This is a genomic window from Tenacibaculum sp. MEBiC06402 (assembly GCF_049239625.1).
Classification (GTDB): Bacteria; Bacteroidota; Bacteroidia; order Flavobacteriales; family Flavobacteriaceae; genus Polaribacter.
The window spans coordinates 327,442-353,742 of record NZ_JBMKKT010000097.1 but is presented as its reverse complement, the minus strand read 5'-3'; the positions used below and the strand labels follow the sequence as shown (position 1 = coordinate 353,742).

Genomic DNA, 26,301 nt, shown 5'->3' with positions numbered 1-26,301 from the left:
TTTTGTAATATGATTCAACTAAAAGAAATAAATACAAAAAAGGAGATAAAGCAATTCGTTTTATTTCCTTTTTCCTTATATAAAGACAATAAGTACTGGGTGCCTCCAATCATAAACGATGAAGTAGCTAATTTTGACAAAACCAAGAATCCCGTTTTCGAGAATGCCGATGCTCGCTTTTTTATCGCTTTAAGAAACAATAAAATAGTCGGTCGTGTTATCGCAATTATTAATCGATATGAAGTAGAACAGCAAGGCATAAAAAAAATGAGGTTTGGTTGGTTTGACGTTATCGATGATATTGAGGTAACTCGAATTCTATTAGATAAAGTAAAAGAGATTGCGTTAGAAAACAATCTTGAATATATTGAAGGTCCTGTTGGTTTTAATAATCTGGATAAAACTGGGGTTCTTATTGAAGGATTTGATGAAATTGGTACTATGATTACTTGGTACAATCATCCATATTATAAAGATCATATAGAACAACTTGGCTTCAGGAAAGAAAAAGAGTATTTAGAAAATAAATTTCTTTATAAAGATATTAAGATTGAAAGACACGTAAAGGCTAGTAAAATTCTTAAAAAAAGGTACAAGCTAACCGAATTGAATTTTACAAGAACAAAAGATATAATGCCGTATGTCGATGAAATGTTTGAATTATTTAGCAAGACATATTCAAAACTTTCTACTTATGTTCCTATTTCGGATGCTCAGATACAATATTTCAAGAAAAAATATATCAGTTTCATCAATCCAGAATATATTAAATTTGTGGTTGATGAGCATAAAAAATTAGTTGCTTTTGCCATTGTAATGCCCTCTTTTTCCAGAGCATTACAAAAAGCAAAAGGAAAATTATTTCCATTTGGGATTTTTCATTTACTGAGTGCCAGAAAATCCTCAAAAGATGTTACGTTTTATTTAATTGGTGTTGATCCTGCTTATCAGAACAAAGGAGTTACAGCGATAATTTTTGAGGAGTTTCATAAAACATTTGGCGAAAAAGGTATTAAAAATTGTATCCGAACTCCTGAGCTTGAGGATAATATTGCTATTCACCAATTATGGTCGCAATTCAACCCTAGAACTCATAAAAGAAGAAGAACTTATCGATTAGATTTATAATGCAACTATTTTTTAATCCAACTATTACCGAAAACACAAAAGAAGTACTTTTTAATAAAGAAGAGAGTCGTCATATTATTAAAGTACTTCGAAAAAAACAAGGGGATATTCTTCAAATCACCAACGGTAAAGGGTACTTATTTTCGGCTGAAATAATTATAGACAGCGATAAAAAATGCGTGGCTAAAATTATTGATGTTCAATTCAAAGAAAAAGAATGGAACTATCATTTACATATAGCCATTGCTCCAACAAAAAATATCGATCGTTTAGAATGGTTCATTGAAAAGGCTACCGAAATCGGAATCGATGAAATAACACCAATAATATGTGATAATTCGGAGAGGAAAGTTGTGAAAATTGATCGTCTTCAAAAAATTCTTCTTTCAGCAGTAAAACAATCATTAAAATACACCGCTCCTGCGTTAAATGAGTTAACCCACTTTAAGGATTTTATAAAAGATAGAACCGAAGAGAATTTACTTATTGCTCATTGTAATGAAGGCGAGAAAACATCTCTAAAGTCATTTAATTTTAAAGGTGATAAAATTGTTATTCTTATTGGCCCTGAAGGTGATTTCTCGATAAAAGAAACTCAAAATGCGATTCTTCAAAAGTTCACTCCAATTTCTCTTGGGGAAAGCAGATTAAGAACTGAAACAGCTGGTGTTGTAGCAGTGCATAGTATAAACTTCATACATTAAATCAACTCAAATTAATTGTAATTTCAATCTATTTTAGTTACATTTAACTATCAAATCCTTAGTTTTAGCTGTAGATAATTACATATTTAACACCTCCATTTTGTAATTATTTTGTTAAATTTAAGTGTCAATAAACAACCTAATTACTAATATACTTTGAGCACTGCAGACTTTTTTAACATGTTCTTGCTTTTAAGTGCGATTCACGGATTTGCACTTTGTTTTATCATGTTTTTTTCTAAATATGGTAAAGACAAAAGTTTGCTTTTTCTAAACCTTATGATATTGACTATTTCTCTGAACAATATTCAATCGTGGGCATTAGAAAGAAATTTATTTCAACATAGATTTATGTTGGATTACATTCAGATTCCTTGGCATTTTTTAAGTGCACCGTTTTTCTATGCATTTCTGATTAATTACTTAGATATTTATGAGAGGTCTAGAAAATTACTCAAGTACTTCATCGTTGTTTTTGTGGTTTTATGTGTTGCTCAAATAACTTTTGTATTAACATATTCTTTAGGTGGTGGCACCAAAGAAGAATTAAATTACGTCTACGAACGATATACTTCAATTGAGGAGTTGATTAGTTTCATTGGTTCCATTTCTGTTTTTGCCTATTCATTTTATATTCTTAAAGGAAAAAAGAAACTATTTACCAAAATTTTGACATATGATAATTTAAAGTGGATTTATAATTTTTTCAAACTTACGCTACTTGTATATGTTTTATGGGTTTTTGCCCTAGTCATTAAATTTAGTTTAAATTTTACAGGGTTCTTATACTCTTACTATCCTCTAAGGATTTCAACTACACTGATAATTTTCATATTGGGTTACCAAGGATTAAAATATTTACGTATCCTGAAAGAAAGAAAAAACATTCGTGAAGATTTAGACATTGAAAAAAGTGGTTTAGATAATCAAGAAGAGAATATTTCTGAACCTAATGAAAATGAGTTTGAACCACAATTTTTAGAAATTGATAAGTATATCAAATCGGAAAAAATTTATTTACACCCAAAATATACACTTCAAAACTTATCAAGTGACTTAAATATTGGTTCAAGCACCTTATCAGCTACAATTAACAGAAACGCAAAGAAAAGTTTCGTCGATTATATTAATGAAATGCGTGTAAATCAAGCTAAAAAATTTTTGCTCGATTATAAATATGAAAGTTATACAATAGCTTCAATTGGTTTAGAATCAGGTTTTAATTCTAAATCTGCCTTTTATGATGTTTTTAAAAAACATTCAGGAATGACTCCACTTGCTTTTAAAAATAATCATATAAAAAAACAAAGCGAAAGATAAAATTTCAGTCCTAAAACATCCAAATTGGATGATTCTGGACTTCAATTTAGTTCAGTATTATAATTTTGAAATTAATTAAATAATAAAATTTGACAATTATTTATTGTACAATTTTACTATTTAATCAGATTTTAAAGTATATAGAGAGGTATTAAGTCTCTCTATGAAGAGGGAAAAGCATAAACACTGTATTATTACAGTGTTTTTTTTATATAAAGTTGTCCTAAATCATCCAAATTAGATGTTTTAGGAGTCTCGTTGTTTTTCATCTACTTACATTTGTACTGGAACTTACATAAACCAGTAAATATATTTTAGGGATTATTATTTACTACTTTACTTCACGAACAAAGAGGCACCATTGAGAAGGGAATGGTGCTTTTTTTTATTTCTTAATTATCCTATCTTGCATAAAAATTATTAGATGAAAAAAATAACTTTTCTTTTTCTCTTTATAACCAGTAGTATTTTTGCTCAAGAAATCGGAATTCTAAAATATCAAGGTGGTGGTGATTGGTATGCAAACCCAACTTCCCTGCCGAATCTAATAAAGTTTACCAATCAATATTGTAAAACATCTATCGATAGCAACATCGCAACTGTAACCACAAGTAGTATCGATATCTTCAATTATCCCATCCTTTTTTTAACTGGTCATGGAAATGTGTTTTTTGATAATGATGATGTCGAAAATTTAAGGAACTACTTAATTTCAGGAGGCTTTATTCATATTTCCGACAACTACGGATTAGATAAATACATTAGGAGAGAACTGAAAAAGGTTTTTCCCAAACTCACCTTACAAGAAATTCCTAAGAATCATCCCATATACAACCAAACTTTTTCTTTTCCAAATGGGTTGCCTAAAATTCATGAACATGATAAAAAAGCACCTGAAGGATTAGGGCTTTTCTATGAAGGAAGGTTGGTCGTTTTTTATGACTTTGAAAGCGACTTAAGTGATGGGTGGGAAGATCAAACAGTGCATAACAATCCACAAGAAATTAGATTGAAAGCCCTAAAAATGGGCGCTAATATTATTGAATACGCTTTTAAAAATTAGTTTTTAATCTTTCATATTATTTTTCCGTAATAATTTAAATCAACTAATTTTCCTTTTGTTGTTTTATAATCTCTGGTAATTACGCCCTCTAATTTAAAGCCGCAACGAATAGCGAGTTGAACGCTTCTTGTATTTTCATCTGCTATTCTACAATAAAGTTTTTTAAACTGATGAATACGAACTACTTCATCTAAAAGATAATTAAAACTTTTTGTCACAATACCTCTTCCTTCAAAACTCATGTCTATAAAAGCTCCTAATTCGGCTTTAGGAATACTCCAATCGATATTTTTAAAATCTATGAAACCGATAAGATTATTCTCATCATTCAGAATTAGATAAGGTAAATACTCTTTCTTCACGATTTTTTCTTCAATATTTTTACAATAATCGACTGTTTCCTGAAGTGTTTGAGTACATCTCATAGTTCCAGCGAAATAATCATCTAATCTCGCTTTATTCCTCTGTAATAAATCAAAAAAACCAACAGCATCCTTTTGTGTTATTAATCTAATAGTATAATCTTTCATTTACGTTCTTTAACTGTTTGTAAAATAACACTAGAAAACAACAATAAACATTGATTCAAGTCATGATTTTTTTAATCTACTTAACGTTTCTGGTGCCATTCTTAGATAAGAAGCTATATGCCTATGTGGTATTTTTTGAAATATCTCAGGATTTCTCTCTAAGGCTTCGTTATATCTTTCTTTAGGAGTATTTAACAATAACGCTCTTTCTCTATTGAAATGATACAAAACAAGATCTTCTAAAACGTTATTCCATAGTTTTATGTAGGTTATATTTGAATTTAAAAAACTTTCAAATTCTTTTTTAGATAAACAATAAACTTCCGTTTTTTTAATTGCCTTTATCTCTAACTCTGATTGTTTGTTTGCAATAAAACTATCTAATGCTGTAATAATGGAATTTTCATAGCCAAAATAAAGTATCCTTTCTTCCTCTTTATTTAAAAAGTAAACTTTTACACTTCCAGAGCTAATAAAGTAAACATTTGTATCTATTGTTCCAGCAGCTTTTATGAGTTCATCTCTTTTAAAGGTCCCTTTATTAACTAAAATTCCTTCGTTATAAATGTGTTCCCTTAATTGCTGATAAGATTTCAAGCGTTCGGTATTAATCAATTATTGCTTCTTGTATAGCTCTCTGAATCTTAGTTCTTACGTTACTTTTTACTAGCTTTCTATTTTTCATAGTTGGATAAACTCTATTTGAAAGAAATACGAATAAAATACCCGTATCTGGATCCGCCCATGTATAAGTTCCTGTAAAACCGCTATGACCAAAACTTCTATCTGAAACGCAACCACAAGTAGGTTTTTCTTTTGGGTTAATCTGAGGTTTATCAAAACCTAAACCTCTTCTATTTCTTACATGAGAATAATAGCGTTTATTAAACTTTTCTATAGTTTCTGGTAGTAAATATTGAACTCCTCCGTAATAACCGTCTTGTAAATACATCTGCATAATTTTTGCAACATCATTCGCATTTGCGAATAAACCCGCATGACCTCCTACTCCACCTTGCATTGCTGCTCCCATATCGTGAACATATCCTCGTAATAGTTGGTTTCTAAAATAATCATCTTCCTCGGTAGGAACAACTTCTGTCCATTTAAACTTTTTCAGAGGTAGATAAGACGTTCTGTTTAAACCTAAAGATCTATAAAACTCTTCTTGAACAACTTCGTTTAATGATTTATTATATTTTCTTTCAACTATATCCTTTAAAATATAGTAGCCCAAATCACTATACTTATAACCTTCACGTTCTCTTAATTCTGAATCAATAATGAAGCTTTTTATTGAATCTATATATGAACTTTTAAGATATAAATTCTTAGCTACTCTAATATTAAAGTGCTTAGACTTGTTTTTTCTGTAAAGCTCTTTGGAAACCTTACCCGTTACTGAATCTAATGTTTGAATATAAAAAGGAATCCACGATTTAAGTTGAGCATAATGAGATAATATCTGCTTTAAATTTAAAGCCTCCTTATTACTCTCTTTGTAGGATGGTAATAAATTATCTAAATCAGAAAAAAGTGATAATTTTTTGTTTTCCTCCAACTTCATAACTACTGGTAATGTTGCTAAAATTTTAGTCAGTGATGCTAAATCATAAATATCCGAATCCTTTATCTTTCTTCTCTTTTTATCTGTTTGATATCCAAAACTTTTATTATAAATAACCTTTCCATGCCTTGCTACAACAACTTGACCTCCTGGAGCCATTTTTTCAGTTAAAATTGTATCAATATATCTGTCAATCGATTCTAATTTTTTTGAGGACATCCCTACCTCTTCTGGAATAGTATAACCTAACCTTTTTAGTGATTTTAGTTCAATACCTTGTCCAGCCAAAAAATCATCATTTACAGAAACTGGTAATTTTCCTTTGATATCAAACGCTCCAAATAAGGCTTGGGCCGAAAGCTCTTGAGAAAGTTTACTGTTTTGATAAGAAACAATTACACCATCAATATTTTTAAACGTTTTAATCTGAAGCAAACTATAAGGACTTGCAAAAACATCTAAAATCACCTCGTTATTTCTAGCAATCTCTTGAAGCCATACCAAATTTTTATTCGAAAACTTATATCCTTTCCATGGGTTTTTATTCGATTTATGAAAACCAATAATTACCAAATTATACTTTTTAAGTTTTTCTAATAAACTTCCTAAATTTTCAGCTGAAACAACATCAACCTTCATATACTTTTTTAAAGTACTTGCATAATGCTCTCCAGAGTCATCACCTAAAGTTACATAAGCAACTTTTTTTTGCTCTAGGTTTTTTAATGGAATGGTATTAAAATTGTTTTTCACCACAGTTATTGAATTTTTCAACAACTTTCTATGAAGTAATTCATCTTCAACAGTATTTAAATCTTCTAAAAGATTTTCTTCTTTAATTGGTTTAAAACTAGTTAATCCTACCAGATATTTCGCTTTTAAGATTTTACGAACGGAGAAATCTAACCTCTCCTCTGTTAGTTCCCCTTTATCTATGGAAGTTTTAAATAATTGAATTGTAGCAGGCACATCTTGGGGAATTAACAATACATCATTCCCTGCTTTAAACGCGGCAAGATTTATTTCAGCCGGAGTTGCATAATCGGCGGCTCCCTTCATATTTAAACCATCCGTAAAGATTAGTCCTTGAAACCCGAGTTTATTCTGTAAAAGATTTGTTACTACGTTCTCTGATAACGAGGATGGTAAATTTGAATTCATCTCTAAAGATGGAATACTTAAATGAGCAGTCATTACACTCGCTACACCAGCATCGAACTGTTTTTTAAACGGGTAAAGCTCGATTGAATCAATTCGTTTTTCAGAAAAATTAATCGTCGGTAGTGTCAAATGAGAATCTGTAGCTGTATCTCCATGTCCAGGAAAGTGTTTTGCATTTGCTAAAACACCCGCTTCTTGCATTCCTTTGGTAAAAGCAATAGATTTTTCAGCTACGCTTTCTTTTGATTCTCCAAATGATCTATTTCCTATAATTGGATTGTTTGGGTTTGTATTAATATCTACAACAGGAGCAAAATTAACATGAATTCCAACTCTTTTACATTGCTCTCCGATGCGTTCTCCCAATTGCTCTAATAACTTATTGTCTTTTATGGCTCCTAAAGTCATATTCCAAGGAAAACGATATGTATTTTTTAAGCGCATGTCTAAACCCCATTCTCCATCAAAGCCAATTAGCAGTGGTACTTTTGATGTTAAATTTTGATATTTATTGGTCAATTGAACCTGTTTTTGAGGTGTTCCTTTCATAAAAATTAAATTACCAACATGATATTTGGTAATCATTTCTGAAATAAACTTTTCATGTGAAGCATCTTTATTCGAATACGCCTGAATCATGAACAATTGACCAATTTTTTCTTCAATCGTCATAGAATTGACAATGCTATCTACCCATTCATTCTGAAGTATGTATTGCTCAGCTCTTAACGGGTCAACTTGCTGTCCTTGTGCAACAACAACAAATAACGTAGTCATTAAAAATAGTATTCTTTTCTTCATAAAAATCTTACACGCAGGTTTATAATTGAGATTTCATCTCTAGTTATTAAATCAAAGTAGCAGGGATTATAATTTTAAAAACAATAGTTATACCAAAAATCGGTTATGCCAGCTTTCTTTCGCTGAAACTTCCCATTTATTTTCGAAATCTTCTTTAGTATTTACCATATTGTTGAATACTATCGTATCCGAGTTTATCTTTTTCTCTTTAGCAAACTCTTGAAAATCTGATAGTTTTACGATATTAATTCGCTCTCCATCTTTGAATGAAACGTTCAATTTATCCATCAAATCAATCGCAAATTCATCTTCTAAAGATTTTATAAATCGCACAGAAGCATCGATTGAACAACCTGATGCATTATTAAAACTTTCGTCTAGAGCAATTATTAAAAACTGATTGTACTTAATCGTAAATGAACCTTTTAAATCATCTCCATGTCTCGTCCATTGATCTATAAACAAAATAGCTTTAGCTGAAATAACTTCAACCTCTTCTTGAGTAAATTCACGATTTGCTTGGTAAATCCAAACTCTAGAAGTATTAGGTAATTCGTTGTATGATACGTACATATTATCTTAAATTAAATTTTTGTTGTAAAGCCTTAAGCTTTTCTTCATCTGTCATTGTATCTGCTGGGTTTTTCTCTGCAGACATTCTTTCTTTAATTTGGCGCAAAACTTTTTTAGTATATAATGGAAAATCAGCTTGCTGAATCCAAGAGTTATATCCTGGATTTTCTTTTAAAACATCTTCTACTCTTCTTCCTTTATATTTACCAAAAGAGAAAATCTCTTTCTTTTCATCATCGAATAAAATAAAACCAGCAAAATCAGCTCTTTTTGTATGAGCAGAGTATTCACTTAATGCTTCTACAGAATTCTCTATATCTTCATATTTATCTAACTGAGCTTTCAAAATTTCGTAGGTAGCCATTGTATCAGCTTCTGCTGAATGCGCATCTTCTAAATCTTTTCCACAGTAAAACTTATATCCAGCACTTAAAGTTCTTTGTTCTTTTTTATGAAAAATCACCTGAACATCAACCGCCTTTCTATTTTCCATATCAAAGTCAATACCAGCTCTCAACATCTCTTCCGCTAAAAGAGGAATATCAAATCTATTTGAATTAAATCCTGCCAAATCGGAATCGCCAATTAATGTATTTACTGTTTCTGCTAATTCTTTAAAAGTAGGTTCATTAACAACCTTTTCGTTCGTAATACCATGAACAGCAGTAACATTCGCAGGAATTTCAATTTCTGGATTCACCAACCAAGTTTTACTTTCTTGAGTTCCATTTGGGAACACTTTCAATATTGAAATTTCTACAATTCGATCTGTGGCTATATTAATTCCTGTTGTTTCCAGATCAAAAAACACAATAGGTTTTGTTAGATTTAACTCCATTTAGGTAATTTATTCATTGTTTAACTGAGCTTTGAACTCATCTATTTTCGCCATTAATTTTGGTTCTAAAACCGGCTCTTCAAAATTGTACTTTTTAAATTCTTCGAAAATGGTATTAGCTACAATAAAACGAGCAGTAGGTTTATCATCTGCCGGAACAACAAACCAAGGTGCATAATCGGTTGAAGTTCTGTTAATAGCGTCTTCATAAAACTCTTGATATTTATCCCATAGTTTGCGTTCTTTTAGATCGCCAGCTGAAAACTTCCAATTCTTTTCAGGAATATTGAGTCTTCTTAACAATCTATTTTTCTGTTCTTCTTTAGAAAGATGTAAAAAGAACTTCAATACAATCATTCCATTTGTGACTAAATGATTTTCAAATTGATTAATTCTTTCCATTCTATCGTGATAAAATGCATCGTTTAAGTCGTCAAGACTTTTAACTTTAGGAATATTTTCAGCAAATATATATTCGGGATGAACTCTAGTTACCAAAACATTTTCGTAATGTGTTCTATTAAAAACACCCACTTTTCCTTTTGCTGGAAGCGCTATATAATGTCTCCAAAGAAAATCATGCTTTAACTCTAATTCAGTAGGTACTTTAAAACTATGTACTTCTACACCTCGTGCATTGAACTGCTTAAAAACCTCACGAATTAAACTATCTTTCCCCGAGGTATCCATACCTTGTAAACAAATTAAAGCACTGTATTTGCCTTCAGCATACATGGTATTTTGTAAATCGGCAATTTTTTTTCTAACTTTTTTTAATTTCTTTTCAGCGTCTTCAATTGGTTCTTGCGTCGGAATTTTATGAAGTTCAATTGGTTTAGTAACCTTGTATTTATTTTTATCCATCTGCATTTTCGAATTATAGCATAAATGTATAAAAATATATGCTTTTTTTAATCGATTTTACCTTGAATCCTATCAATTTTAGCAATTAATTTTAATTAAAATTAACTCAAAGCATAATTACTTTTAAAAATCTAAATTAAAACCGTGATGAAAAAAACAGTAATTATTAAAGCAAGTTCCAGATTTGAAGGAAATACCAAAAAAGTAATTAACTACCTGAATACAAACTCTGATTTCGACGTAATCGAATTATTAGATAAAAGAATAGGTCATTTTAATTATAATTTTGAAAACAAAGACGATGATTTTATTCCTTTAATGGAAGAAATTATTAAGAAGTATGAAACTATTGTATTTGCAACACCTGTTTATTGGTACACTATGAGTGGAATTTTAAAAGTCTTTTTTGATCGCATGTCAGACCTACTGCATTACAAAAAGGAGATAGGAAGAAAACTAAGAGGTAAAAAAATGGCCATGATTAGTAATTCGGCAGAAGACGACCGAAGAGAAGGTTTTGAGATGCCTTTTAAGGAAAGTGCAAAATACTTGGGAATGGAATATATAGGTGATACACATGTTTTCTTTAGTAATAATGAAATAGCTGAAGCAGCTAAAGTTAAATTAAATCAGCTAAAAAACAGTTTAATTTAAATATTAATCGTAATATTGCAATATAATAATTAATAGATGGGTTTAACTAAATCTGAAATATTTAGTCGGGAGCAGAATGAAATTGCTAGTATCGCTAAGGTACTTGGCCATCCTGCTCGTATTGCAATTTTGGAATATTTAGCAAAGTCTAAAACTTGTATTTGTGGAGATTTAGTAGAAGTAATTGGCTTGGCTCAACCTACTATTTCTCAACATTTAAAGGAATTAAAAAAAATAAACATCATTAAAGGAACGATTGAAGGAACAAGTATTTGTTACTGTTTAAATGAAGAAAAATGGAGTGAAATCAATTCCGTTTTAAAACAATTCCTTTCAATATTTTCAGATGCAAAGAATAATTGCTGCTAAAAAAATTTAAATCATTCAATCGTAATATTACAATGAACAAAAGATTAGAACAAACAATAAAAAGCATTTCATCCTTACCAATTTCGGAAGAAAGAAAAGAAGTCTTAACACCACTTCTCTCCTATTTACAAAAGAAGATAAATAATAATGAGCATATTAGTATTAACTACATATGTACACACAACTCTAGAAGAAGTCATTTGGGGCAAATTTGGATGCAAACTCTTGCTAAGCACTTCAATATTGATACTATCACAACTTACTCAGGAGGAACTGAAGCTACTGCAATGGCTAAACCTATTGTTGAAACTTTAAAAAATCAAGGGTTCGAAATTCAACAATTAAGCTTCGAACAAAATCCGATTTACGCTATTAAATACAATCCTAAATCACTACCTGTAATTGGTTTTTCTAAAAAATATGATAACGAATTCAATCCAAATTCAGGTTTTGCTGCAATTATGACTTGTTCGGAAGCGGATGGAGGTTGTCCTTTTGTGGCTGGTTCAGAAATTAGAATTCCTATTACATATGAAGATCCAAAAACATCAGACAATACAGATAAACAGAGTGAAGTTTATTTAACAAGAAGTAATCAAATCGCATCAGAAATGTATTACGTTTTATCTCAATTAAATTAAACAATTATGAAATTATCAGAAATAAAAAAGCACTTATCTAAATTAGAAACTATAAGCTTTAAATTACCAAATGATGATTTGGTTCCAGAGCATTTTCATGTTACAGAAGTCGGAAAAGTTACTAAACACTTTATTGATTGCGGCGGTGTTTTACGAAAAGAAGAAAGGATAAACTTTCAACTGTGGAACGCTAATGATTATAACCACAGATTACATCCAGAAAAACTAATTCATATTATAGAACTTTCTGAAAAAACTCTGAATTTAAAAGATACCGAAATTGAAGTTGAATACCAAGGTGAAACAACTATTGGTAAATATAATTTAGATTTTGATGGAACTTCTTTTCTATTAACAAATACAGCAACGGCTTGTTTGGCGCAAGATCAATGTGGAATTTCATCTCAAGAAAAACCGAAAATCCGTCTTTCCGATTTGCAAAGTCAAGGCTCATCTTGTGATCCAAATACTGGATGTTGTTAATTTACAACTCCTTAAACAGTTCAAAATTGATGATTTCCTAACTATTTCTTGAAAAAGAATTATATTCGCGCCGAATAACCCCTAAATATTAAATATGAAAGTGTTTAAAAAGTTCATTATTTTTTCCTTTTTATTCGGCCTAACTTTTTTATCATCTTGTTCTGAATGTGATAGTGAAAATCCGAGAGCTAGAGTTTCTAATTTAGGTACAGAGGATGTAAGTGTTCAAGTTAAAACTTCTGGAGGAAACACAGAAAACATTAACAATATTGAACCAGGTAAAGCTTCTGAATATCGAAGTTATGCTCCAGGAGAAATAACCTACACTATTGTCCTAAAAAACAATGAAGAAATTGTAGAAGTAGTTGAGATGGATTTTTGTTCTGATTATGAAATAATCATCAATGAGAATAATGAAATAAGAACCACCGCAACCAATAGAGATTAAAAAAATAGATATAAAAAAGCGCCCAATTAGGCGCTTTTTTTATACTTCACTTTCAAATGAATATTCATTTTTCTTTTTATAAGGTCTTATTATTAATCTTGTTTCTCTATCAAAACGAATATAATTGTATACCCAATTTAAAAAGACAACTGCTTTATTTCTAAAACCTATTAATGAAAACAAATGAACAAACATCCATACAAACCAAGCAAAAACTCCTTGAAATTTCCATTTCGGTAAATCGACCACTGCTTTATTTCTTCCAATAGTCGCCATAGAACCTTTGTCATTATAAACAAATGGTTCCATCTCTTTCCCTCTTAATTCTGCTTTTATATTTTTAGCTAACAACCTACCTTGTTGTATAGCCGGTTGTGCCATCATCGGGTGGCCATAAGGATATTTCTCATTATGCATACAAGCTACATCTCCTATGGCAAAAATATTAGTATAAGGTAAAACTCTATTAAAACTATCAACTTTATATCTCGCTGCGCGTTCAATAATACAACCTGCATCCAATCCGTTTATAGATTCTCCTTTTACTCCTGCGGCCCAAATTACAGTTGACGATTTAAAATGATCTTCTCCATTAGTAGAAACAGTTTCTCCATCGTAATCTAGGACTCTTAAATTCTTCCATACATCAACTCCTAACTTAATAAGGAAGTCTTCTGCTTTCTCCGAAGCCTTTGCACTCATTCCCTTTAGTATACAATCTGAACTTTGAATTAAATTAATTTTCATCATTCGTATATCCAAATCGGGATAATCTTTTGGTAGAATTTCTTTCTTCATTTCTGCCAATGCTCCAGCCAGTTCTACACCTGTCGGACCTCCACCTACAATTACAAAATTCATTAATTTCCTTCTTTCCTCTAAGTCGGAAGTCAACAAAGCTTCTTCAAAGTTTTCCAGTATTAAACTCCTTATATTTAACGATTGAGGAATCGACTTCATTTCCATGGTATGCTTTTCAATATTTGTATTACCAAAAAAATTAGTAGTTGATCCTGTTGCGATAACTAAATAGTCATAACTTAAACTTCCAATAGAAGAATGAATCTCTCTCTTATCAGCATCAATGTATTGTACTTCAGCTAAACGAAAATAAAAATTTTCGATATCGTTGAATCTTTTTCGTAAAGGAAAAGCAATACTATCTGGCTCTAATCCTCCAGTAGCAACTTGATATAATAAAGGCTGAAATGTATGATAATTATGTTTATCTAATAAAACAACTTGAAGCTCTTGATTCTCTAGTCCTTTAGCCGCAGCTAATCCAGCAAAACCTCCTCCAACAATAACAACTCTTGGAAAACTGGTTTGAGGTATATTCATAGACCTTAAATTTTAGGTAAACAAATTTACAAAAGTGTTGAAACATTTAACCTGTAAACTTTAGTTATTTAAATATCACCATACAACGTTATCGTAAACTTTTGTTCATAAAAAAACATGTTTTTCCTGTTTTTTAAAACGTATAATTTTATAGTTTTACCGCTGAAAAAAGATTTTTTAAAAACATTATGTTTAAGTTTTTTAAGAAAAAGAAACAGAAAGAATTTACTATCCGATGTTCAACTGATCATCTAAAAATAAATGAGGATACATTAAATTTCCCGTGTGTTTATGATAATTTATTCAGCGTACTGGGAGAACCTTCTAGAAAGATTAATTCGAGTAACGAATATCTTATTTGGGATGAGTACGGTTTTCTTTGTAGTGTAAATGAAAACGGTGAAATCCTATCATTAAGTGTGTATCAAGCCAATAATAATGTTAGTGAATATGTACCTAAAAATGGTTTTAATGGTAAATTATTTTTTGAAGAAGATGATATTACCTTTAAAGAGTTTAGTAAAATCGGATTGGGTAAAATTGCAATTCACAGATTAGGAAGCGAAAGTGAAACTCGCTTTGGATTTAGTATTGGTATTAATAACGACTATAAGAGCTAACTGTTATTTTTCAATTTTAACAACTCTCTTTCTAAAAACAATAACTTATTTTCAACGTCATCACCTACTTCAGGCAATCTACGTATAAACGAATATTTTGCTAACCATAACTCTTTAATCGAAGACTTAGAGAAAATCTTTTCTTCTATATTTTTGTGTGCAGCCTTTAAAATAACCTTATCCGCCACAAAATAGATTTTACGTAGTACAATTTCTTTATCCAATACAACAATTACGACCTCTCCATTTCCATAATTCTCAAATTCTTCCTGTGGTATTTGTTCAGCGATAACTATATCTTTTGGATATAACCCCTTATCATGATCAGTCATTTCAAGATTCGTAACTGTAAATGCTCTTAACAACTTTTCAGAATCAATAGGTAAAGAAATTTCTGGTAAATCATTTATGTAGGCATTATTATCATAATATTCAGCATAAAGACTAGTATTTTTCTCTGAAACATACTTAATCGAAAACATTTGCTCTTTTTCTTCCAGCTCTTCACTCATCAGTAAATCATCCTTAAAACGCAATAATTCATTTACGGTTAAGTCGGATGTTAGCAGACTATCAATAGTTATGCTAAAATAATTAGCAATTTTAATGATTGTCTCTATTCTAGGTTCACTTCTACCCTCCTCATAAGCACCTAAAGTCGCTCTTTTCAAGTCAAATAACTCTGCAAAGGCTTTTTGACTCAAAGCTTTCACTCCTCTAATTTTTTTAATGTTTCTTCCAAAAAAAGACATGTTTTGCTAATTTTATTTGCAATATAAGTTTTTATTTGTATATTTACACTAACAATATTAGCTAATAAAAATTAATATTGCTAATTTTTCTAGAAAAAGTAACACTAACTAAAAAAACTATTTAACTATGATTCTATTAACTTTACATTGTGCAATGATGATTATAAAATCCTTTTTTGCATAACTAACGAAAGAAACAACTATTAAACTATACTAATTGCTAATGAACATTCATTTCGAAAAAACCAAGAATTATTTATTAGAACTAAACTTTACAATCCGTAAAGAAATCGAATCTGAGGGGATTTTTGTTATTGAAAAAGAAAATTTTGGGATTAAAAACCTAATCATTGGAGTGGCCTATCCAATTTTAATTGTAGAGCAATTTATATTTAAAGTAAAAAAGCCAAACGAAGCAATGTTTAGAGCATTACTTCAAAAAAACAGAGATATAATTCACGGTGCGTTTGTACTCGATGAAAAAGGAGAACGTGTCATTTTTAGAGACACTTTACAATTAGAAAACTTAGATATTAACGAATTGGAAGCTACTTTAAACTCATTGAGTTTATTACTTAGTGAATATTCGAATGAAATTATAGAATTTTCAAAATATTAAAATACTATGAACTTATTTAAAAGATTATTTAAAATAGGACAAGCCGAAGCAAATGCTGCACTAGACAGCATGGAAGATCCTATTAAAATGACCGAACAAGGTATTCGGGATTTAAAAATTGATTTGGAGAAATCTTTGGAATCTTTAGCTCAAGTGAAAGCTTTAGCTATTCGTGCTAAAAATGACGTAGAAGAATACACATCTAAATCAAACGATTATCAGCAAAAAGCAATGCTAATTCTTACCAAAGTTAAAAATGGAGAATTAGAAATGGAAGAAGCTGACAAACTCGCAAAACAAGCTTTAGTTCGTAAAGAGGAAACCAATCAACAATTGGAAAATGCCAAAAGCGAGTCTGAAAACTTTGATCAATCAGTAGCGAAACTTGAAAGTTCAGTTCAGGAAATTAAAAACTCATTAAAAAAATGGGAAAATGAACTTAGAACTTTAAAAGCTCGACACAAAGTTGCGAAAGCCACTAAAAACTTGAACAAAGAAATGGCTGAAATAGATAGTTCAAGTACTGTTTCTATGTTAGAAAGAATGAAAAGTAAAATTGAACAAGAAGAAGCTTTAGCCGATGCTTATGGCGATATGGCTAAAGAAAATAAAACACTTGAACAAAAATTAGAAGAACTTACTAATACAACTGAGCAATCGGCTGATGACGATTTAGCCGCTTTAAAAAAAGAAATGGGATTAAATGATTAGTCAATAACGAATTACGGATTGATAATTATCTAAATAATATTTTTAAATCATATCCGTAATTCATAATTTGCACCCCTTAATAAACTAGCTATGACATTAACCGATTTAGTTTTCTCTACTGTAAACGCACCTCTTACAATTTTACTTATTGTTCTTGCTACTTACAGGATTTTAACTATGCTATTAGGTATGGATCTAGATTTCGACCTAGATTTCGATGTGGACGTTGATGTCGACATGGATGTTGACGTCGATACTGATTTAGATACAGATTCGTCCTTTGACGCAACAGGAATAGATGATATTTCTAATGTTGAGTTAAAAAACAAAGCGATAGTTCCTAATAGAAACAAAGAGCTAAAGTGGTGGCAAGTATTTTTGATATATTTCAACTTTTCTGAATTACCATTCATGTTCACTTTTGCTTCATGGATATTTTTCTGGTGGGCAATTACAATTGTGGGAACATATTACACAAATAGCTATGAAAATTCATTTGGATTAATAATTTTCTTTGCCGCTATAATACCAGCACTATTTTTGAACAAAGCTTTTACAAATCCTTTCAAATCATTTTTTAGTCATTTAGGAAGAAAAGGAGAAGAAAAATTAGATTTAATCGGAAGAACTGGAACATTACTATCTAATATTAGAGATGATAAATTAGGAAGTGCTAAACTTTTTGTAGAAAAATCACCAATTAACATCTATGTAAAATCATTAGACGGAGCACCAATCGAATCAGGTACAGAAATACTAATTATCAAAGAATCACAAGACAAAAAATTCTATTACATAAAATAAATATAAATAAAAATCAACTATGAACACTACCCTATTAATTTTCACAGAAATTGACATCATGAGCATCGTATGGACGGTTGTCGGTGGACTTGTTTCCGTAATCATTTTCGGTTTCATGATTATTGCCGCTTTCTATAAAAAAATCCCACAAGGAGAAGCACTTGTAAAAACGGGATTCGGAGGCACAAAAGTAGCATTTGATAAAGGAATGTATGTAGTACCTGTATTACATAAAGTTGAAATCATGGATATTTCTGTTAAGAAAATTGAAATCCAACGATTACAAACGGATGGGTTAATTTGTAAGGACAATATGAGAGCAGATATAAAAGTAGCTTTCTTTGTTCGTGTGAATAAATCAGTAGATGCGATTATTGAAGTTGCCCAAACTATTGGATGTGAAAGAGCTTCGCATATTGAAACTCTTGAGGAATTATTCGAAGCAAAATTCTCGGAAGCTTTAAAAACGGTTGGAAAGAAATTTGACTTCGTTCAATTATATGAATCTAGAGCTGAGTTTAGAGATGAAATCATCAATGAAATCGGTAGAGATTTAAATGGTTATACTCTTGAAGATTGTGCTATTGATTACTTAGAACAAACTCCTGTAAACTATTTAAAGGCTGACAATATTTTGGATGCTGAAGGTATTAAGAAAATCACTGAATTAACCGCAGTACAAAATATCAAATCGAACTTAATAAAGAGAGACGAGGAAAAAACTATACGCAAACAAGATGTTGAAGCTCGTGAGGCTATTTTAGAATTAGACAAACAATTAGCTGAAAAAGAAGAACAGCAAAAACGAGAAGTTGCAAATATAAAAGCGCGTGAGCATGCTGAAATTTTAAAAGTAGCTGAAGAAGAGCGTTTAAAATCAGAAAGCGCAAGAATTGCAACTGAAGAAAAAGTGCAAGTCGCTGAAGAAAACAAACAGCGTCAAGTAATTGTTGCTGAGAAAAACAAGTTACGTACTGAAGCAGTTGAAATCGAAAGAGTTGAAAAAGACAGAATGTTAGAAGCTACAGAGCGTGAAAGAATTGTAACATTAGCGCAAATAGAAAAAGACAAAGTTGTTGAAGTAGAAAAGAAGAATATTCAAGATGTTATTCGTGATCGCGTTATGTTAGAAAAAGGTGTGGTTGAAGAGCGTGAAAACATGAAAGATATTGAAGCATTTAAAACTGCAGATCGTCAGAAGCAAGTAAAAATTACTGTTGCTGAGGCAGAAGCTGAAGAATCTTTAATCAAAAGAATCAAGCAAGCAGAAGCAGAAAAAGAAGCAGCGAAGCAAAAAGCTGAAGAAATTAACATTGAAGCACAAGCTCAAAAAGAAGCAAGTGAAAAAGAGGCCGAAGCTCGTAAAACTTTAGCAGAAGCAAAAGCAAAAGAAGAAGCTACAATTGGTATGTCTGAAGCACAAGTTATGCACGCAAAAGCTGATGCTAACGAACGTCAAGGATTAGTTGAAGCAACTATTATCGAGAAAAAAGCGAAAGCGGAAGCTGCTGGAATCTTAGCGAAAGCTCAAGCTGTTAAAGAAGAAGGATTAGCAGAAGCTCAAGTAATCAAAGAAAAAGCGATTGCAGATGCTGCTGGAATTGAAGAAAAAGCTGAAGCAATGAAGAAACTTGATGGTGTTGGAAAAGAACACGAAGAATTCAAGTTACGTTTAGAGAAAGAATTACAAGTTGATTTAGCTCAAATCCAAATTCAAAAAGATATTGCAGATGCACAAGCACAAGTTATCGGTGACGCATTAAGAGCTGCTAATATTGATATCGTAGGAGGTGAAACAATGTTCTTTGATCAAATTATTGGACAAATTACTAAGGCGAAAGGAATCGATAGATTAGTTCAACATAGTGATAACATTCAAGATGTAAAAGATGCTATTTTAGGAAGTGATGACGTAAAAGGAAATTTACTTGAGAAGATAAAAGAATTTGCTACTAAATACGGAATCTCTACGGAAGACATCAAAAACTTAACTGTTGCTAACCTTTTAATGGACTTAAAAGACAGAGCTAACAATTCAGATGAAGAAGGATTATTCAGTAATCTTTTTAACCTTGCAAAAGGATTAGGATTATCTGATAAGAAATTATCTTAATACCCAAAAAGAGCCTAGACAAATTGCTCTAGGCTTTTTTCTTTTTGATCCACTAAACAAATTAAGCATATGAAAAATAAATTCTTTAAAGCATTGGTCGTAATTAACGGTATACTTATTCCAATATTTATTTTATATGTCTTAGGAAATGCAGTAAACAATCATTTTTCAACAAAAAAATTTGCTTCATCAAAAGAAGTTGAGCAACCAGAGAAAACAACTCTTGAAACAAAACACAGTTCGCTTATAAAAATTCCAAACTCTGATAACTTTGCAATTGCAGAATACTATGTAGAAAAAGCTAGTCATTTAGGTAACATTGTTAAAGATTTAAATTTACCATACGTTGTTCCTGAAAATACTTTCAACATCATTTTTCTAGACTCAAAGCTAAATGAAATGAAAAAGTTATTAAATCAAAAAGCATCGATACAAGGAATTTTCATTTCGAATATATTCTCTTCTCATCATGATAAAGTAAAAGAAGAGTTAACACACCTTTCATTTTATATTGCATTGGAAGACACCAATAGCGATGGTAAAATTGACTTCCTTGATCAACACTATGTTTATGTCTCAGACTTAAATGGAGAAAATTTGACTAAAGTTTCGCACCGAATTGTACAACAATTTGAATGGATGAACCATAAGGAACTTTTACTAACATTTGAAAACGATAAAGATTCGGATATAAAATATGGTATTTACAATGTGAATAATAAATCTATTCGAGAAACTAAAACCATAAGATAATCCATTTTTGTTATTACAAATTATGCTTTTATTATTTCAAGTTTAATTCTAACCATCTTGATAAAAAAAATAAATGGAAAACCAAAACAATCAACAATTAGACGGAGGAACTTATGAAATTATTCAAGGTAGATTGCAAAAACAAAAGCAAGAACTACAAAATAGATTACATAAGTTAAATGATGCTAGAAAACATGTTTTTGGTAATGTAGAAACCAAATTAATTGCTAACGATAGAATAAATACTGAAAATAACTGTATTGCCAGAGATATTGTATCTTTTGGAAACACTTCAATTTTCGGATATAACGTACACTTTGGATTACGAACAGACATCAAATTATCGGATGTATTTAGTGTTTATGAATTCAAAGAAAATCACTTTCATTTACAAACGCTCGACTTAATAAATGACGAAATTTTCATAAATGATTTTACCAACCTTTACAAGTACTATCGTAATACCATATTCTCTAAGTTCGCAATTGTTGGAAATTACCTTCACATGGTATTTCAACTTAGCGAGAACACCAATGACATAAAAACCTTTAAATGGTTAATCAACGATAATTCACTTCAATATGTTGACAACCGAAGTGAGCATGAATATAAATTTCCAACACAACACGAATTCCAGTGGCAAGAAGTTACTAGAGATATGCATCGTTATGGAATACATTCGCATATTTCAGTTCTTGACAAAGTTTTTGTTGAAACCATTGGAGGTGATTTAACCATTAAAATTGAAGACAATACAGATGATGGAAAAGGAATCTTATCTGAACCTGTTGAACATGTTGACCAAACTTTAGATGATGGTCAGTTTAGATATGGAGATTTAGGTAATTTAACGGCTTTAGAGATTAAACCTTTCCAGGAAGATCCTCGTTACTTTGTATACAATCATAAACTACAAGAAGTTCAAAGAATTGACAGCATTAAGGATACTGCTATTCAACTTCCAGACGGACATGGAATCATTTTTCCAAACGGCTACTACTTACAAACAGGAGAATACAAAATCTTTGAAAGCGATGTAAAAGAAGTCAAATTTCAAAAGAAAGTTAGCTCTCCAAATGGTGAAGACTTTTTGTATGTATTTTATGCTACCATTCGTGGTTTATACATTTTAATGTCATACAACATCATTGAACAAGAAGTAAAAACTCCAATAATATGTAATGGTTTCACCTTACTTGAAAATGGAGAATTATGTTACTTCCGTACAGAAAACGAACAAACAAAACATCATGTAGTGCAAATTTGGCAAACTCCTTATTTAAAAGGAAGTTTTATGCCATCACAACACACTGATACTTTATTATATAAAATCGGGAATAAAGACATTGTAAGAGCAATGGCTGAATGTCATGAGTTAATTAATCTCTTAAACAAAGAGGATAATTATACCGGTTTATACAATGATATTGCAAAAATATCGAAAGATATAAACGATACTTATTATTGGCTTCCTGAAGAAGAAACACATCAATTAAACGAACCAATTCTTCAAATTAATGAAGCTGCAAATGCTGCTATTGAGGAATTTGAAAAAGTAGTTCAATTAAAAAAGCAAGCAGAAAAAGCCACTCAAGAAATCAACAAGAAATCTGATGAGCTTTTTAGTAAAATTAGAAGTACTTCTTTTAAATCTATTGACGATTTTGTTGGATTGTTAAGTCAGCTTAGAAGTTTACGTGGTGAAGTAATTAGTTTACACGACGTTCGATATATCCAAAAAGAACATTTAGAAGCACTAGAAGAACAAGTTGCAGAACAAAACAACTTAATTTCGAAACGCTGTGTTCAATTTTTACTGAATGATAAGGCCTTAGCCCCATATCATAAAAGAGTTTCAGAAAAAGAAAAAGCTTTACCTGAGATTAAAAAAGTGGTTGATGCAAAAGCTTTAGAAAAAGAAGTAAATCAAATTACTGCTGATTTGGAGATGTTAATCGATATCGTTTCAAATCTTGAAATTGAAGACACGTCTCAGTCAACAAAAATAATTGATAACATTTCGTTGATTTTTGCTACGTTAAATCAATTAAAAGCAGGAATTAAAAACTCAATTAAGAGTCTTGGTAGTTCTGAAGCAAAAGCAGATTTTGTTGCTCAATTAAAATTAATTGATCAAAGTATCATCAACTATATTGACATGGCTACAACGCCAGAAAAATGTGATGAATTCTTAACTAAAACTGCTATTCAATTAGAAGAATTAGAAGGTAAATTTGCGGATTTCGAAGAATTCATTGGTCAAATTATTGAAAAACGTGAAGAAATTCATGCTGCATTTGACACTAGAAAGAATAACTTAATTGAAAAAAGAAATAAAAAAGCCGTTGCTCTTCAAACTGCATCAGAAAGAATTTTAAAAGGAGTTGCAAAAAAAGCTCAGAGCTTCGATACCGTTGAAGATATCAATGGTTATTTTGCTGCTGACTTAATGATTAACAAAGTAAGAGACATTGTCACTCAGTTAAAAGAACTAGATGATGCTGGAAAAGCTGAAGCCATAGAAACTCAGTTAAAAGTTGCTAAAGAAGATGCTTTAAGAAAGTTAAAAGATAAGCAAGAGCTATATGAAGATGGTGAAAATATCATCAAACTTGGAAAACATAAATTCGGTGTAAACAAACAAGTATTAGACTTAACCATTGTTTATAAAAACGAAGAGCTTTATTATCATTTAACGGGTACTGATTTTTACGATACCATTGATAATGAAATCTTACTGCAATCAAAAAAATATTGGAATCAGGAGTTAGTTTCAGAAAACGGTGATGTTTACAGAGCAGCTTATTTAGCTTATAAAATTTTCAAGAGTAAACCTGAATCTGAATTATTAAATAAAACGGTAGAACAATTACTCGAAGTTGTACAAAAAGAGAGTAGTAACTTATATTCTGAAGGATATGTAAAAGGTGTTCATGACGTAGATGCTAGTCAAATATTATATACACTTGTTCATAAACATCATGAGTTAGGATTACTTACCTTCTCTCCTACCGTTAGAGGCTATGCACAGTATTTTTGGAATTCTTTGGAAGAAGAACAACAAACATTACTTAATTCTAACATAAAAGCTTCTGGAGAAGTTTTAAATGTTTTTCCAGATAGTGAATCGTATTCATTTATCATTGAAAACCTGAGTGAAACTATTGCGATTTTTGCAGAGAAATCTAAACTTTTCAGATCTGAAAATTCAACTGAAATCGCACACTATTTATTTGATGAACTAAAAGCGAATAACACGTTTCAATTAAGCACTGATGCCGTTAGTTTAAAAGAAGATTTTATCAAAACTTTGAAAAAACAAGACGCTTATCATAAGTTTAAAAGCGGGATTGATAAAATTGAAAATTATACAGATAAAATAAACTTAGCCAAACAATGGATCGCTTCTTTTCTTTCTACTAAAGATAAGAGCACACTATCATATATCGATGAAATGGTTTGTATTTCATTATTTGAGCACGAATCAAATTCTGAAATTAAAGCGGTTCATCCAATAGAAAATATTGAAAACCTAAAAGGAGATCATAACTCGATTATTGAAGGAGTCTTTAAATTTAATTATCATGAATTTATTCAAAAACTTGAACATTTTGTTTCTGTAGAAGTTCCAAATTACATTCAATATAAAGAAGCGAAACAAGAAGTTACGGATCAGCTAAAAGAAGATTTAAAGTTAGAAGAATTTAAACCTAGAGTTCTATCTTCTTTTGTAAGAAATAAATTAATTGATCAAGTTTACTTTCCTTTAATCGGAGATAATTTAGCGAAACAACTTGGAACAGTTGGTGACAACAAACGTACCGACAGAATGGGAATGTTATTATTAATTTCTCCTCCAGGTTATGGTAAAACCACTTTAATGGAATACATATCAAATCGATTAGGTTTGGTATTCATGAAAATTAATGGTCCTGCTATTGGTCATGAAGTAACTTCTGTAGATCCAATGTCCGCAAATAACTCAGCATCTAGAGAAGAATTAAAAAAGTTGAACTTGGCTTTTGAAATGGGCGATAATGTGATGTTATATCTAGACGATATACAACATTGTAATCCTGAATTTTTACAAAAGTTTATTTCATTATCTGATGGAACTCGAAAAGTTGAAGGTGTTTTTAACGGAAAACCGAAAACCTACGACTTACGTGGCAAAAAATTCTGCGTAATTATGGCTGGAAATCCATATACAGAAAGTGGAGATCGTTTCCAAATTCCAGATATGTTAGCTAACCGTGCAGACATTTATAATTTAGGAGACATAATTGGAGATACGGCGCATTTATTCAAATTGAGTTTAATAGAAAACTCATTAACATCAAACCCTGTTTTACACCAATTAAGTAGTAAATATTTTGAAGATGTATATTCTTTAATTGATAAAGTTGAAAACAATACAGGTGATGTTGATTTGAAAGGAAATCACACGAAGCAGGAAATTCAAGATTACACATCTGTTTTAGAGAAAGTAATTACGGTTCGCGACACAGTTTTAAAAGTAAATCAAGCTTATATTCAATCTGCCGCAATGGAAGATCAATATAGAACCGAGCCTTCTTTTAAATTGCAAGGATCGTATCGTGATATGAATAAATTAGTTGCGAAAATTGTTCCTATTATGAACAATGATGAATTACAACGATTGTTATTATCTCATTACGAAAGCGAATCACAAACTTTAACCTCTGCAGCCGAAGGAAACTTATTGAAATATAAAGAGCTTATAAATAAACTTTCAGAAGAGGAAAGCGCTCGTTGGAATAGTATTAAAGAAATTTTCTTGAAAAACAATAAACTGAAAGGCTTCGGAGACAAGAATGAAATGGCCCAAATATTAAGTCAAATGATGGCATTCTCTGAAAACTTAGAAGGCATTAAAGAAGCACTTCAAAAAGGATTAGAAAAATAAAATATGGTTTCACAAAACAAAAAAAAGCAATTGTTATACAATTGCTTTTTTTATTCTCCAAAAACAGTAATTACAACTTTCCTGTTTCCTCCATAATTTCTGTGCTCACCTAAATAAACACCTTGCCAAGTTCCTAGATTTAATTTTCCATTTGTAATAGGAATTAACACTTGACAACCTAGCATTGAAGATTTAATATGCGCTGGCATATCATCTGAACCTTCATAATCGTGTTTGTAATAAGGCATGTTTTCAGGAATCATTTTATTAATATGCGTTTCAAAATCCATCCGCACCGTTGGATCAGCATTTTCATTGACAGTTAAACTTGCTGAAGTATGTTTGATAAAAGCTTGAAACTGTCCAATTGAAATACTTTCTAGTTCTGGAATTGCATTCTCTAAAAGATAGGTAATTAAATGATATCCCCTTTCAAAACGAGGTAATACTATTTCTTTCTGGTAAAATTTCATATGCTAAAAATAAAAAACCAGTTGCACAAAAGTACAACTGGTTT

25 protein-coding genes are annotated in these 26,301 nt (G+C 30.7%); 16 read left to right on the top strand and 9 right to left on the bottom strand.

The features are described 5' to 3' along the window. Window positions 1-9: 9 nt before the first annotated feature. The 4 genes from ACOSP6_RS11480 to ACOSP6_RS11465 all read left to right on the top strand — a co-directional run bounded on the left by ACOSP6_RS11480 (window position 10) and on the right by ACOSP6_RS11465 (window position 4,215). Window positions 10-1,128, top strand: coding sequence for a GTP cyclohydrolase (locus ACOSP6_RS11480; RefSeq protein WP_422093274.1), 1,119 nt, complete (start codon window positions 10-12; stop codon window positions 1,126-1,128). Next, complete coding sequence (locus ACOSP6_RS11475; protein ID WP_422093275.1) at window positions 1,128-1,832, top strand: 16S rRNA (uracil(1498)-N(3))-methyltransferase; 705 nt, start codon at window positions 1,128-1,130, stop codon at window positions 1,830-1,832. Before ACOSP6_RS11480 ends, ACOSP6_RS11475 begins: the two co-directional genes overlap by 1 nt. 279 nt (window positions 1,833-2,111) lie before the next feature. After that, window positions 2,112-3,152 (top strand): helix-turn-helix domain-containing protein, encoded by a 1,041-nt coding sequence (locus ACOSP6_RS11470; protein WP_422095722.1) that lies wholly within the window; start codon window positions 2,112-2,114, stop codon window positions 3,150-3,152. A gap of 424 nt (window positions 3,153-3,576) precedes the next feature. Then, window positions 3,577-4,215, top strand: a complete 639-nt coding sequence (locus tag ACOSP6_RS11465) for a DUF4159 domain-containing protein (protein ID WP_422093277.1) — start codon at window positions 3,577-3,579, stop codon at window positions 4,213-4,215. 11 nt (window positions 4,216-4,226) lie between these two features. On the opposite strand, the gene ACOSP6_RS11460 is transcribed toward ACOSP6_RS11465, so the two are convergent. The 6 genes from ACOSP6_RS11460 to ACOSP6_RS11435 all read right to left on the bottom strand — a co-directional run bounded on the left by ACOSP6_RS11460 (window position 4,227) and on the right by ACOSP6_RS11435 (window position 10,549). Continuing rightward, window positions 4,227-4,745, bottom strand: a complete 519-nt coding sequence (locus ACOSP6_RS11460) for a GNAT family N-acetyltransferase (RefSeq protein ID WP_422093278.1) — start codon at window positions 4,743-4,745, stop codon at window positions 4,227-4,229. 60 nt (window positions 4,746-4,805) lie between these two features. Then, complete coding sequence (locus ACOSP6_RS11455; RefSeq protein WP_422093279.1) at window positions 4,806-5,360, bottom strand: Crp/Fnr family transcriptional regulator; 555 nt, start codon at window positions 5,358-5,360, stop codon at window positions 4,806-4,808. After that, complete coding sequence (locus ACOSP6_RS11450; protein ID WP_422093280.1) at window positions 5,353-8,274, bottom strand: glycoside hydrolase family 3 N-terminal domain-containing protein; 2,922 nt, start codon at window positions 8,272-8,274, stop codon at window positions 5,353-5,355. Before ACOSP6_RS11450 ends, ACOSP6_RS11455 begins: the two co-directional genes overlap by 8 nt. A gap of 87 nt (window positions 8,275-8,361) precedes the next feature. After that, on the bottom strand, window positions 8,362-8,847 hold the full coding sequence (locus tag ACOSP6_RS11445) for an ABC transporter ATPase (RefSeq protein WP_422093281.1): 486 nt from the start codon (window positions 8,845-8,847) through the stop codon (window positions 8,362-8,364). A 1-nt stretch (window position 8,848) separates the two neighbouring features. Further along, the gene (locus tag ACOSP6_RS11440) at window positions 8,849-9,685 is read right to left on the bottom strand and encodes an exonuclease domain-containing protein (RefSeq protein ID WP_422093282.1); all 837 of its coding nucleotides are present in this window, start codon (window positions 9,683-9,685) and stop codon (window positions 8,849-8,851) included. 9 nt (window positions 9,686-9,694) lie between these two features. Next, window positions 9,695-10,549: a PPK2 family polyphosphate kinase gene (locus ACOSP6_RS11435; protein ID WP_422093283.1), complete on the bottom strand. Its 855-nt coding sequence runs from the start codon at window positions 10,547-10,549 to the stop codon at window positions 9,695-9,697. A 147-nt stretch (window positions 10,550-10,696) separates the two neighbouring features. On the opposite strand from ACOSP6_RS11435, the gene ACOSP6_RS11430 reads away from it, so the two are divergent. The 5 genes from ACOSP6_RS11430 to ACOSP6_RS11410 all read left to right on the top strand — a co-directional run bounded on the left by ACOSP6_RS11430 (window position 10,697) and on the right by ACOSP6_RS11410 (window position 13,144). Then, a complete protein-coding gene (locus tag ACOSP6_RS11430; protein ID WP_422093284.1) occupies window positions 10,697-11,203 on the top strand; it encodes a flavodoxin family protein in 507 nt (168 codons plus the stop codon). A 36-nt stretch (window positions 11,204-11,239) separates the two neighbouring features. Beyond that, on the top strand, window positions 11,240-11,572 hold the full coding sequence (locus ACOSP6_RS11425) for an ArsR/SmtB family transcription factor (protein ID WP_422093285.1): 333 nt from the start codon (window positions 11,240-11,242) through the stop codon (window positions 11,570-11,572). A 32-nt stretch (window positions 11,573-11,604) separates the two neighbouring features. Next, a complete protein-coding gene (locus ACOSP6_RS11420) occupies window positions 11,605-12,213 on the top strand; it encodes a low molecular weight phosphatase family protein (protein ID WP_422093286.1) in 609 nt (202 codons plus the stop codon). A gap of 6 nt (window positions 12,214-12,219) precedes the next feature. Further along, window positions 12,220-12,696 carry a DUF6428 family protein gene (locus tag ACOSP6_RS11415; RefSeq protein ID WP_422093287.1) on the top strand — a complete coding sequence of 159 codons (477 nt, stop codon included), beginning with the start codon at window positions 12,220-12,222 and terminating at the stop codon, window positions 12,694-12,696. 94 nt (window positions 12,697-12,790) lie between these two features. After that, entirely contained in the window at window positions 12,791-13,144 is a 354-nt protein-coding gene (locus ACOSP6_RS11410) for a hypothetical protein (protein WP_422093288.1), read from the top strand. Window positions 13,145-13,183: 39 nt separating this feature from the next. Here ACOSP6_RS11410 and ACOSP6_RS11405 read toward each other — a convergent pair whose 3' ends face one another. Next, window positions 13,184-14,485 carry an NAD(P)/FAD-dependent oxidoreductase gene (locus ACOSP6_RS11405; RefSeq protein WP_422093289.1) on the bottom strand — a complete coding sequence of 434 codons (1,302 nt, stop codon included), beginning with the start codon at window positions 14,483-14,485 and terminating at the stop codon, window positions 13,184-13,186. Between the two features lie 188 nt (window positions 14,486-14,673). Here ACOSP6_RS11405 and ACOSP6_RS11400 point away from each other — a divergent pair, with 188 nt between their 5' ends. Continuing rightward, on the top strand, window positions 14,674-15,105 hold the full coding sequence (locus ACOSP6_RS11400; RefSeq protein WP_422093290.1) for a hypothetical protein: 432 nt from the start codon (window positions 14,674-14,676) through the stop codon (window positions 15,103-15,105). Here the strand turns inward: ACOSP6_RS11400 and ACOSP6_RS11395 are convergent. After that, entirely contained in the window at window positions 15,102-15,857 is a 756-nt protein-coding gene (locus ACOSP6_RS11395; protein ID WP_422093291.1) for a helix-turn-helix domain-containing protein, read from the bottom strand. The genes ACOSP6_RS11400 and ACOSP6_RS11395 overlap by 4 nt on opposite strands. A gap of 223 nt (window positions 15,858-16,080) precedes the next feature. On the opposite strand from ACOSP6_RS11395, the gene ACOSP6_RS11390 reads away from it, so the two are divergent. From ACOSP6_RS11390 to ACOSP6_RS11365, 6 genes are all read left to right on the top strand, one after another. Next, window positions 16,081-16,476 (top strand): YbjN domain-containing protein, encoded by a 396-nt coding sequence (locus ACOSP6_RS11390; protein ID WP_422093292.1) that lies wholly within the window; start codon window positions 16,081-16,083, stop codon window positions 16,474-16,476. Between the two features lie 6 nt (window positions 16,477-16,482). Next, window positions 16,483-17,187 (top strand): PspA/IM30 family protein, encoded by a 705-nt coding sequence (locus tag ACOSP6_RS11385; RefSeq protein WP_422093293.1) that lies wholly within the window; start codon window positions 16,483-16,485, stop codon window positions 17,185-17,187. 90 nt (window positions 17,188-17,277) lie between these two features. Further along, window positions 17,278-17,991: a hypothetical protein gene (locus ACOSP6_RS11380; RefSeq protein ID WP_422093294.1), complete on the top strand. Its 714-nt coding sequence runs from the start codon at window positions 17,278-17,280 to the stop codon at window positions 17,989-17,991. A gap of 58 nt (window positions 17,992-18,049) precedes the next feature. After that, the gene (locus ACOSP6_RS11375; RefSeq protein WP_422093481.1) at window positions 18,050-20,104 is read left to right on the top strand and encodes a flotillin family protein; all 2,055 of its coding nucleotides are present in this window, start codon (window positions 18,050-18,052) and stop codon (window positions 20,102-20,104) included. Window positions 20,105-20,173: 69 nt separating this feature from the next. Then, entirely contained in the window at window positions 20,174-20,857 is a 684-nt protein-coding gene (locus ACOSP6_RS11370) for a hypothetical protein (protein WP_422093295.1), read from the top strand. A 73-nt stretch (window positions 20,858-20,930) separates the two neighbouring features. Then, a complete protein-coding gene (locus ACOSP6_RS11365) occupies window positions 20,931-25,784 on the top strand; it encodes a DNA repair ATPase (protein ID WP_422093296.1) in 4,854 nt (1,617 codons plus the stop codon). Between the two features lie 50 nt (window positions 25,785-25,834). On the opposite strand, the gene ACOSP6_RS11360 is transcribed toward ACOSP6_RS11365, so the two are convergent. Further along, window positions 25,835-26,257, bottom strand: a complete 423-nt coding sequence (locus tag ACOSP6_RS11360) for a secondary thiamine-phosphate synthase enzyme YjbQ (RefSeq protein ID WP_422093297.1) — start codon at window positions 26,255-26,257, stop codon at window positions 25,835-25,837. Between the last annotated feature and the right edge of the window lie 44 nt (window positions 26,258-26,301).

What these genes read in the sequence shown, in the direction of transcription:
- ACOSP6_RS11480 (WP_422093274.1), top strand. Translation starts at nt 10, where the DNA reads ATGATTCAACTAAAAGAAATAAATACAAAAAAGGAGATAAAGCAATTC.
- ACOSP6_RS11475 (WP_422093275.1), top strand. Translation starts at nt 1,128, where the DNA reads ATGCAACTATTTTTTAATCCAACTATTACCGAAAACACAAAAGAAGTA.
- ACOSP6_RS11470 (WP_422095722.1), top strand. Translation starts at nt 2,112, where the DNA reads ATGATATTGACTATTTCTCTGAACAATATTCAATCGTGGGCATTAGAA.
- ACOSP6_RS11465 (WP_422093277.1), top strand. Translation starts at nt 3,577, where the DNA reads ATGAAAAAAATAACTTTTCTTTTTCTCTTTATAACCAGTAGTATTTTT.
- ACOSP6_RS11460 (WP_422093278.1), bottom strand. Translation starts at nt 4,745, where the DNA reads ATGAAAGATTATACTATTAGATTAATAACACAAAAGGATGCTGTTGGT.
- ACOSP6_RS11450 (WP_422093280.1), bottom strand. Translation starts at nt 8,274, where the DNA reads ATGAAGAAAAGAATACTATTTTTAATGACTACGTTATTTGTTGTTGTT.
- ACOSP6_RS11445 (WP_422093281.1), bottom strand. Translation starts at nt 8,847, where the DNA reads ATGTACGTATCATACAACGAATTACCTAATACTTCTAGAGTTTGGATT.
- ACOSP6_RS11440 (WP_422093282.1), bottom strand. Translation starts at nt 9,685, where the DNA reads ATGGAGTTAAATCTAACAAAACCTATTGTGTTTTTTGATCTGGAAACA.
- ACOSP6_RS11435 (WP_422093283.1), bottom strand. Translation starts at nt 10,549, where the DNA reads ATGGATAAAAATAAATACAAGGTTACTAAACCAATTGAACTTCATAAA.
- ACOSP6_RS11430 (WP_422093284.1), top strand. Translation starts at nt 10,697, where the DNA reads ATGAAAAAAACAGTAATTATTAAAGCAAGTTCCAGATTTGAAGGAAAT.
- ACOSP6_RS11425 (WP_422093285.1), top strand. Translation starts at nt 11,240, where the DNA reads ATGGGTTTAACTAAATCTGAAATATTTAGTCGGGAGCAGAATGAAATT.
- ACOSP6_RS11420 (WP_422093286.1), top strand. Translation starts at nt 11,605, where the DNA reads ATGAACAAAAGATTAGAACAAACAATAAAAAGCATTTCATCCTTACCA.
- ACOSP6_RS11415 (WP_422093287.1), top strand. Translation starts at nt 12,220, where the DNA reads ATGAAATTATCAGAAATAAAAAAGCACTTATCTAAATTAGAAACTATA.
- ACOSP6_RS11410 (WP_422093288.1), top strand. Translation starts at nt 12,791, where the DNA reads ATGAAAGTGTTTAAAAAGTTCATTATTTTTTCCTTTTTATTCGGCCTA.
- ACOSP6_RS11405 (WP_422093289.1), bottom strand. Translation starts at nt 14,485, where the DNA reads ATGAATATACCTCAAACCAGTTTTCCAAGAGTTGTTATTGTTGGAGGA.
- ACOSP6_RS11400 (WP_422093290.1), top strand. Translation starts at nt 14,674, where the DNA reads ATGTTTAAGTTTTTTAAGAAAAAGAAACAGAAAGAATTTACTATCCGA.
- ACOSP6_RS11395 (WP_422093291.1), bottom strand. Translation starts at nt 15,857, where the DNA reads ATGTCTTTTTTTGGAAGAAACATTAAAAAAATTAGAGGAGTGAAAGCT.
- ACOSP6_RS11390 (WP_422093292.1), top strand. Translation starts at nt 16,081, where the DNA reads ATGAACATTCATTTCGAAAAAACCAAGAATTATTTATTAGAACTAAAC.
- ACOSP6_RS11385 (WP_422093293.1), top strand. Translation starts at nt 16,483, where the DNA reads ATGAACTTATTTAAAAGATTATTTAAAATAGGACAAGCCGAAGCAAAT.
- ACOSP6_RS11380 (WP_422093294.1), top strand. Translation starts at nt 17,278, where the DNA reads ATGACATTAACCGATTTAGTTTTCTCTACTGTAAACGCACCTCTTACA.
- ACOSP6_RS11375 (WP_422093481.1), top strand. Translation starts at nt 18,050, where the DNA reads ATGAGCATCGTATGGACGGTTGTCGGTGGACTTGTTTCCGTAATCATT.
- ACOSP6_RS11370 (WP_422093295.1), top strand. Translation starts at nt 20,174, where the DNA reads ATGAAAAATAAATTCTTTAAAGCATTGGTCGTAATTAACGGTATACTT.
- ACOSP6_RS11365 (WP_422093296.1), top strand. Translation starts at nt 20,931, where the DNA reads ATGGAAAACCAAAACAATCAACAATTAGACGGAGGAACTTATGAAATT.
- ACOSP6_RS11360 (WP_422093297.1), bottom strand. Translation starts at nt 26,257, where the DNA reads ATGAAATTTTACCAGAAAGAAATAGTATTACCTCGTTTTGAAAGGGGA.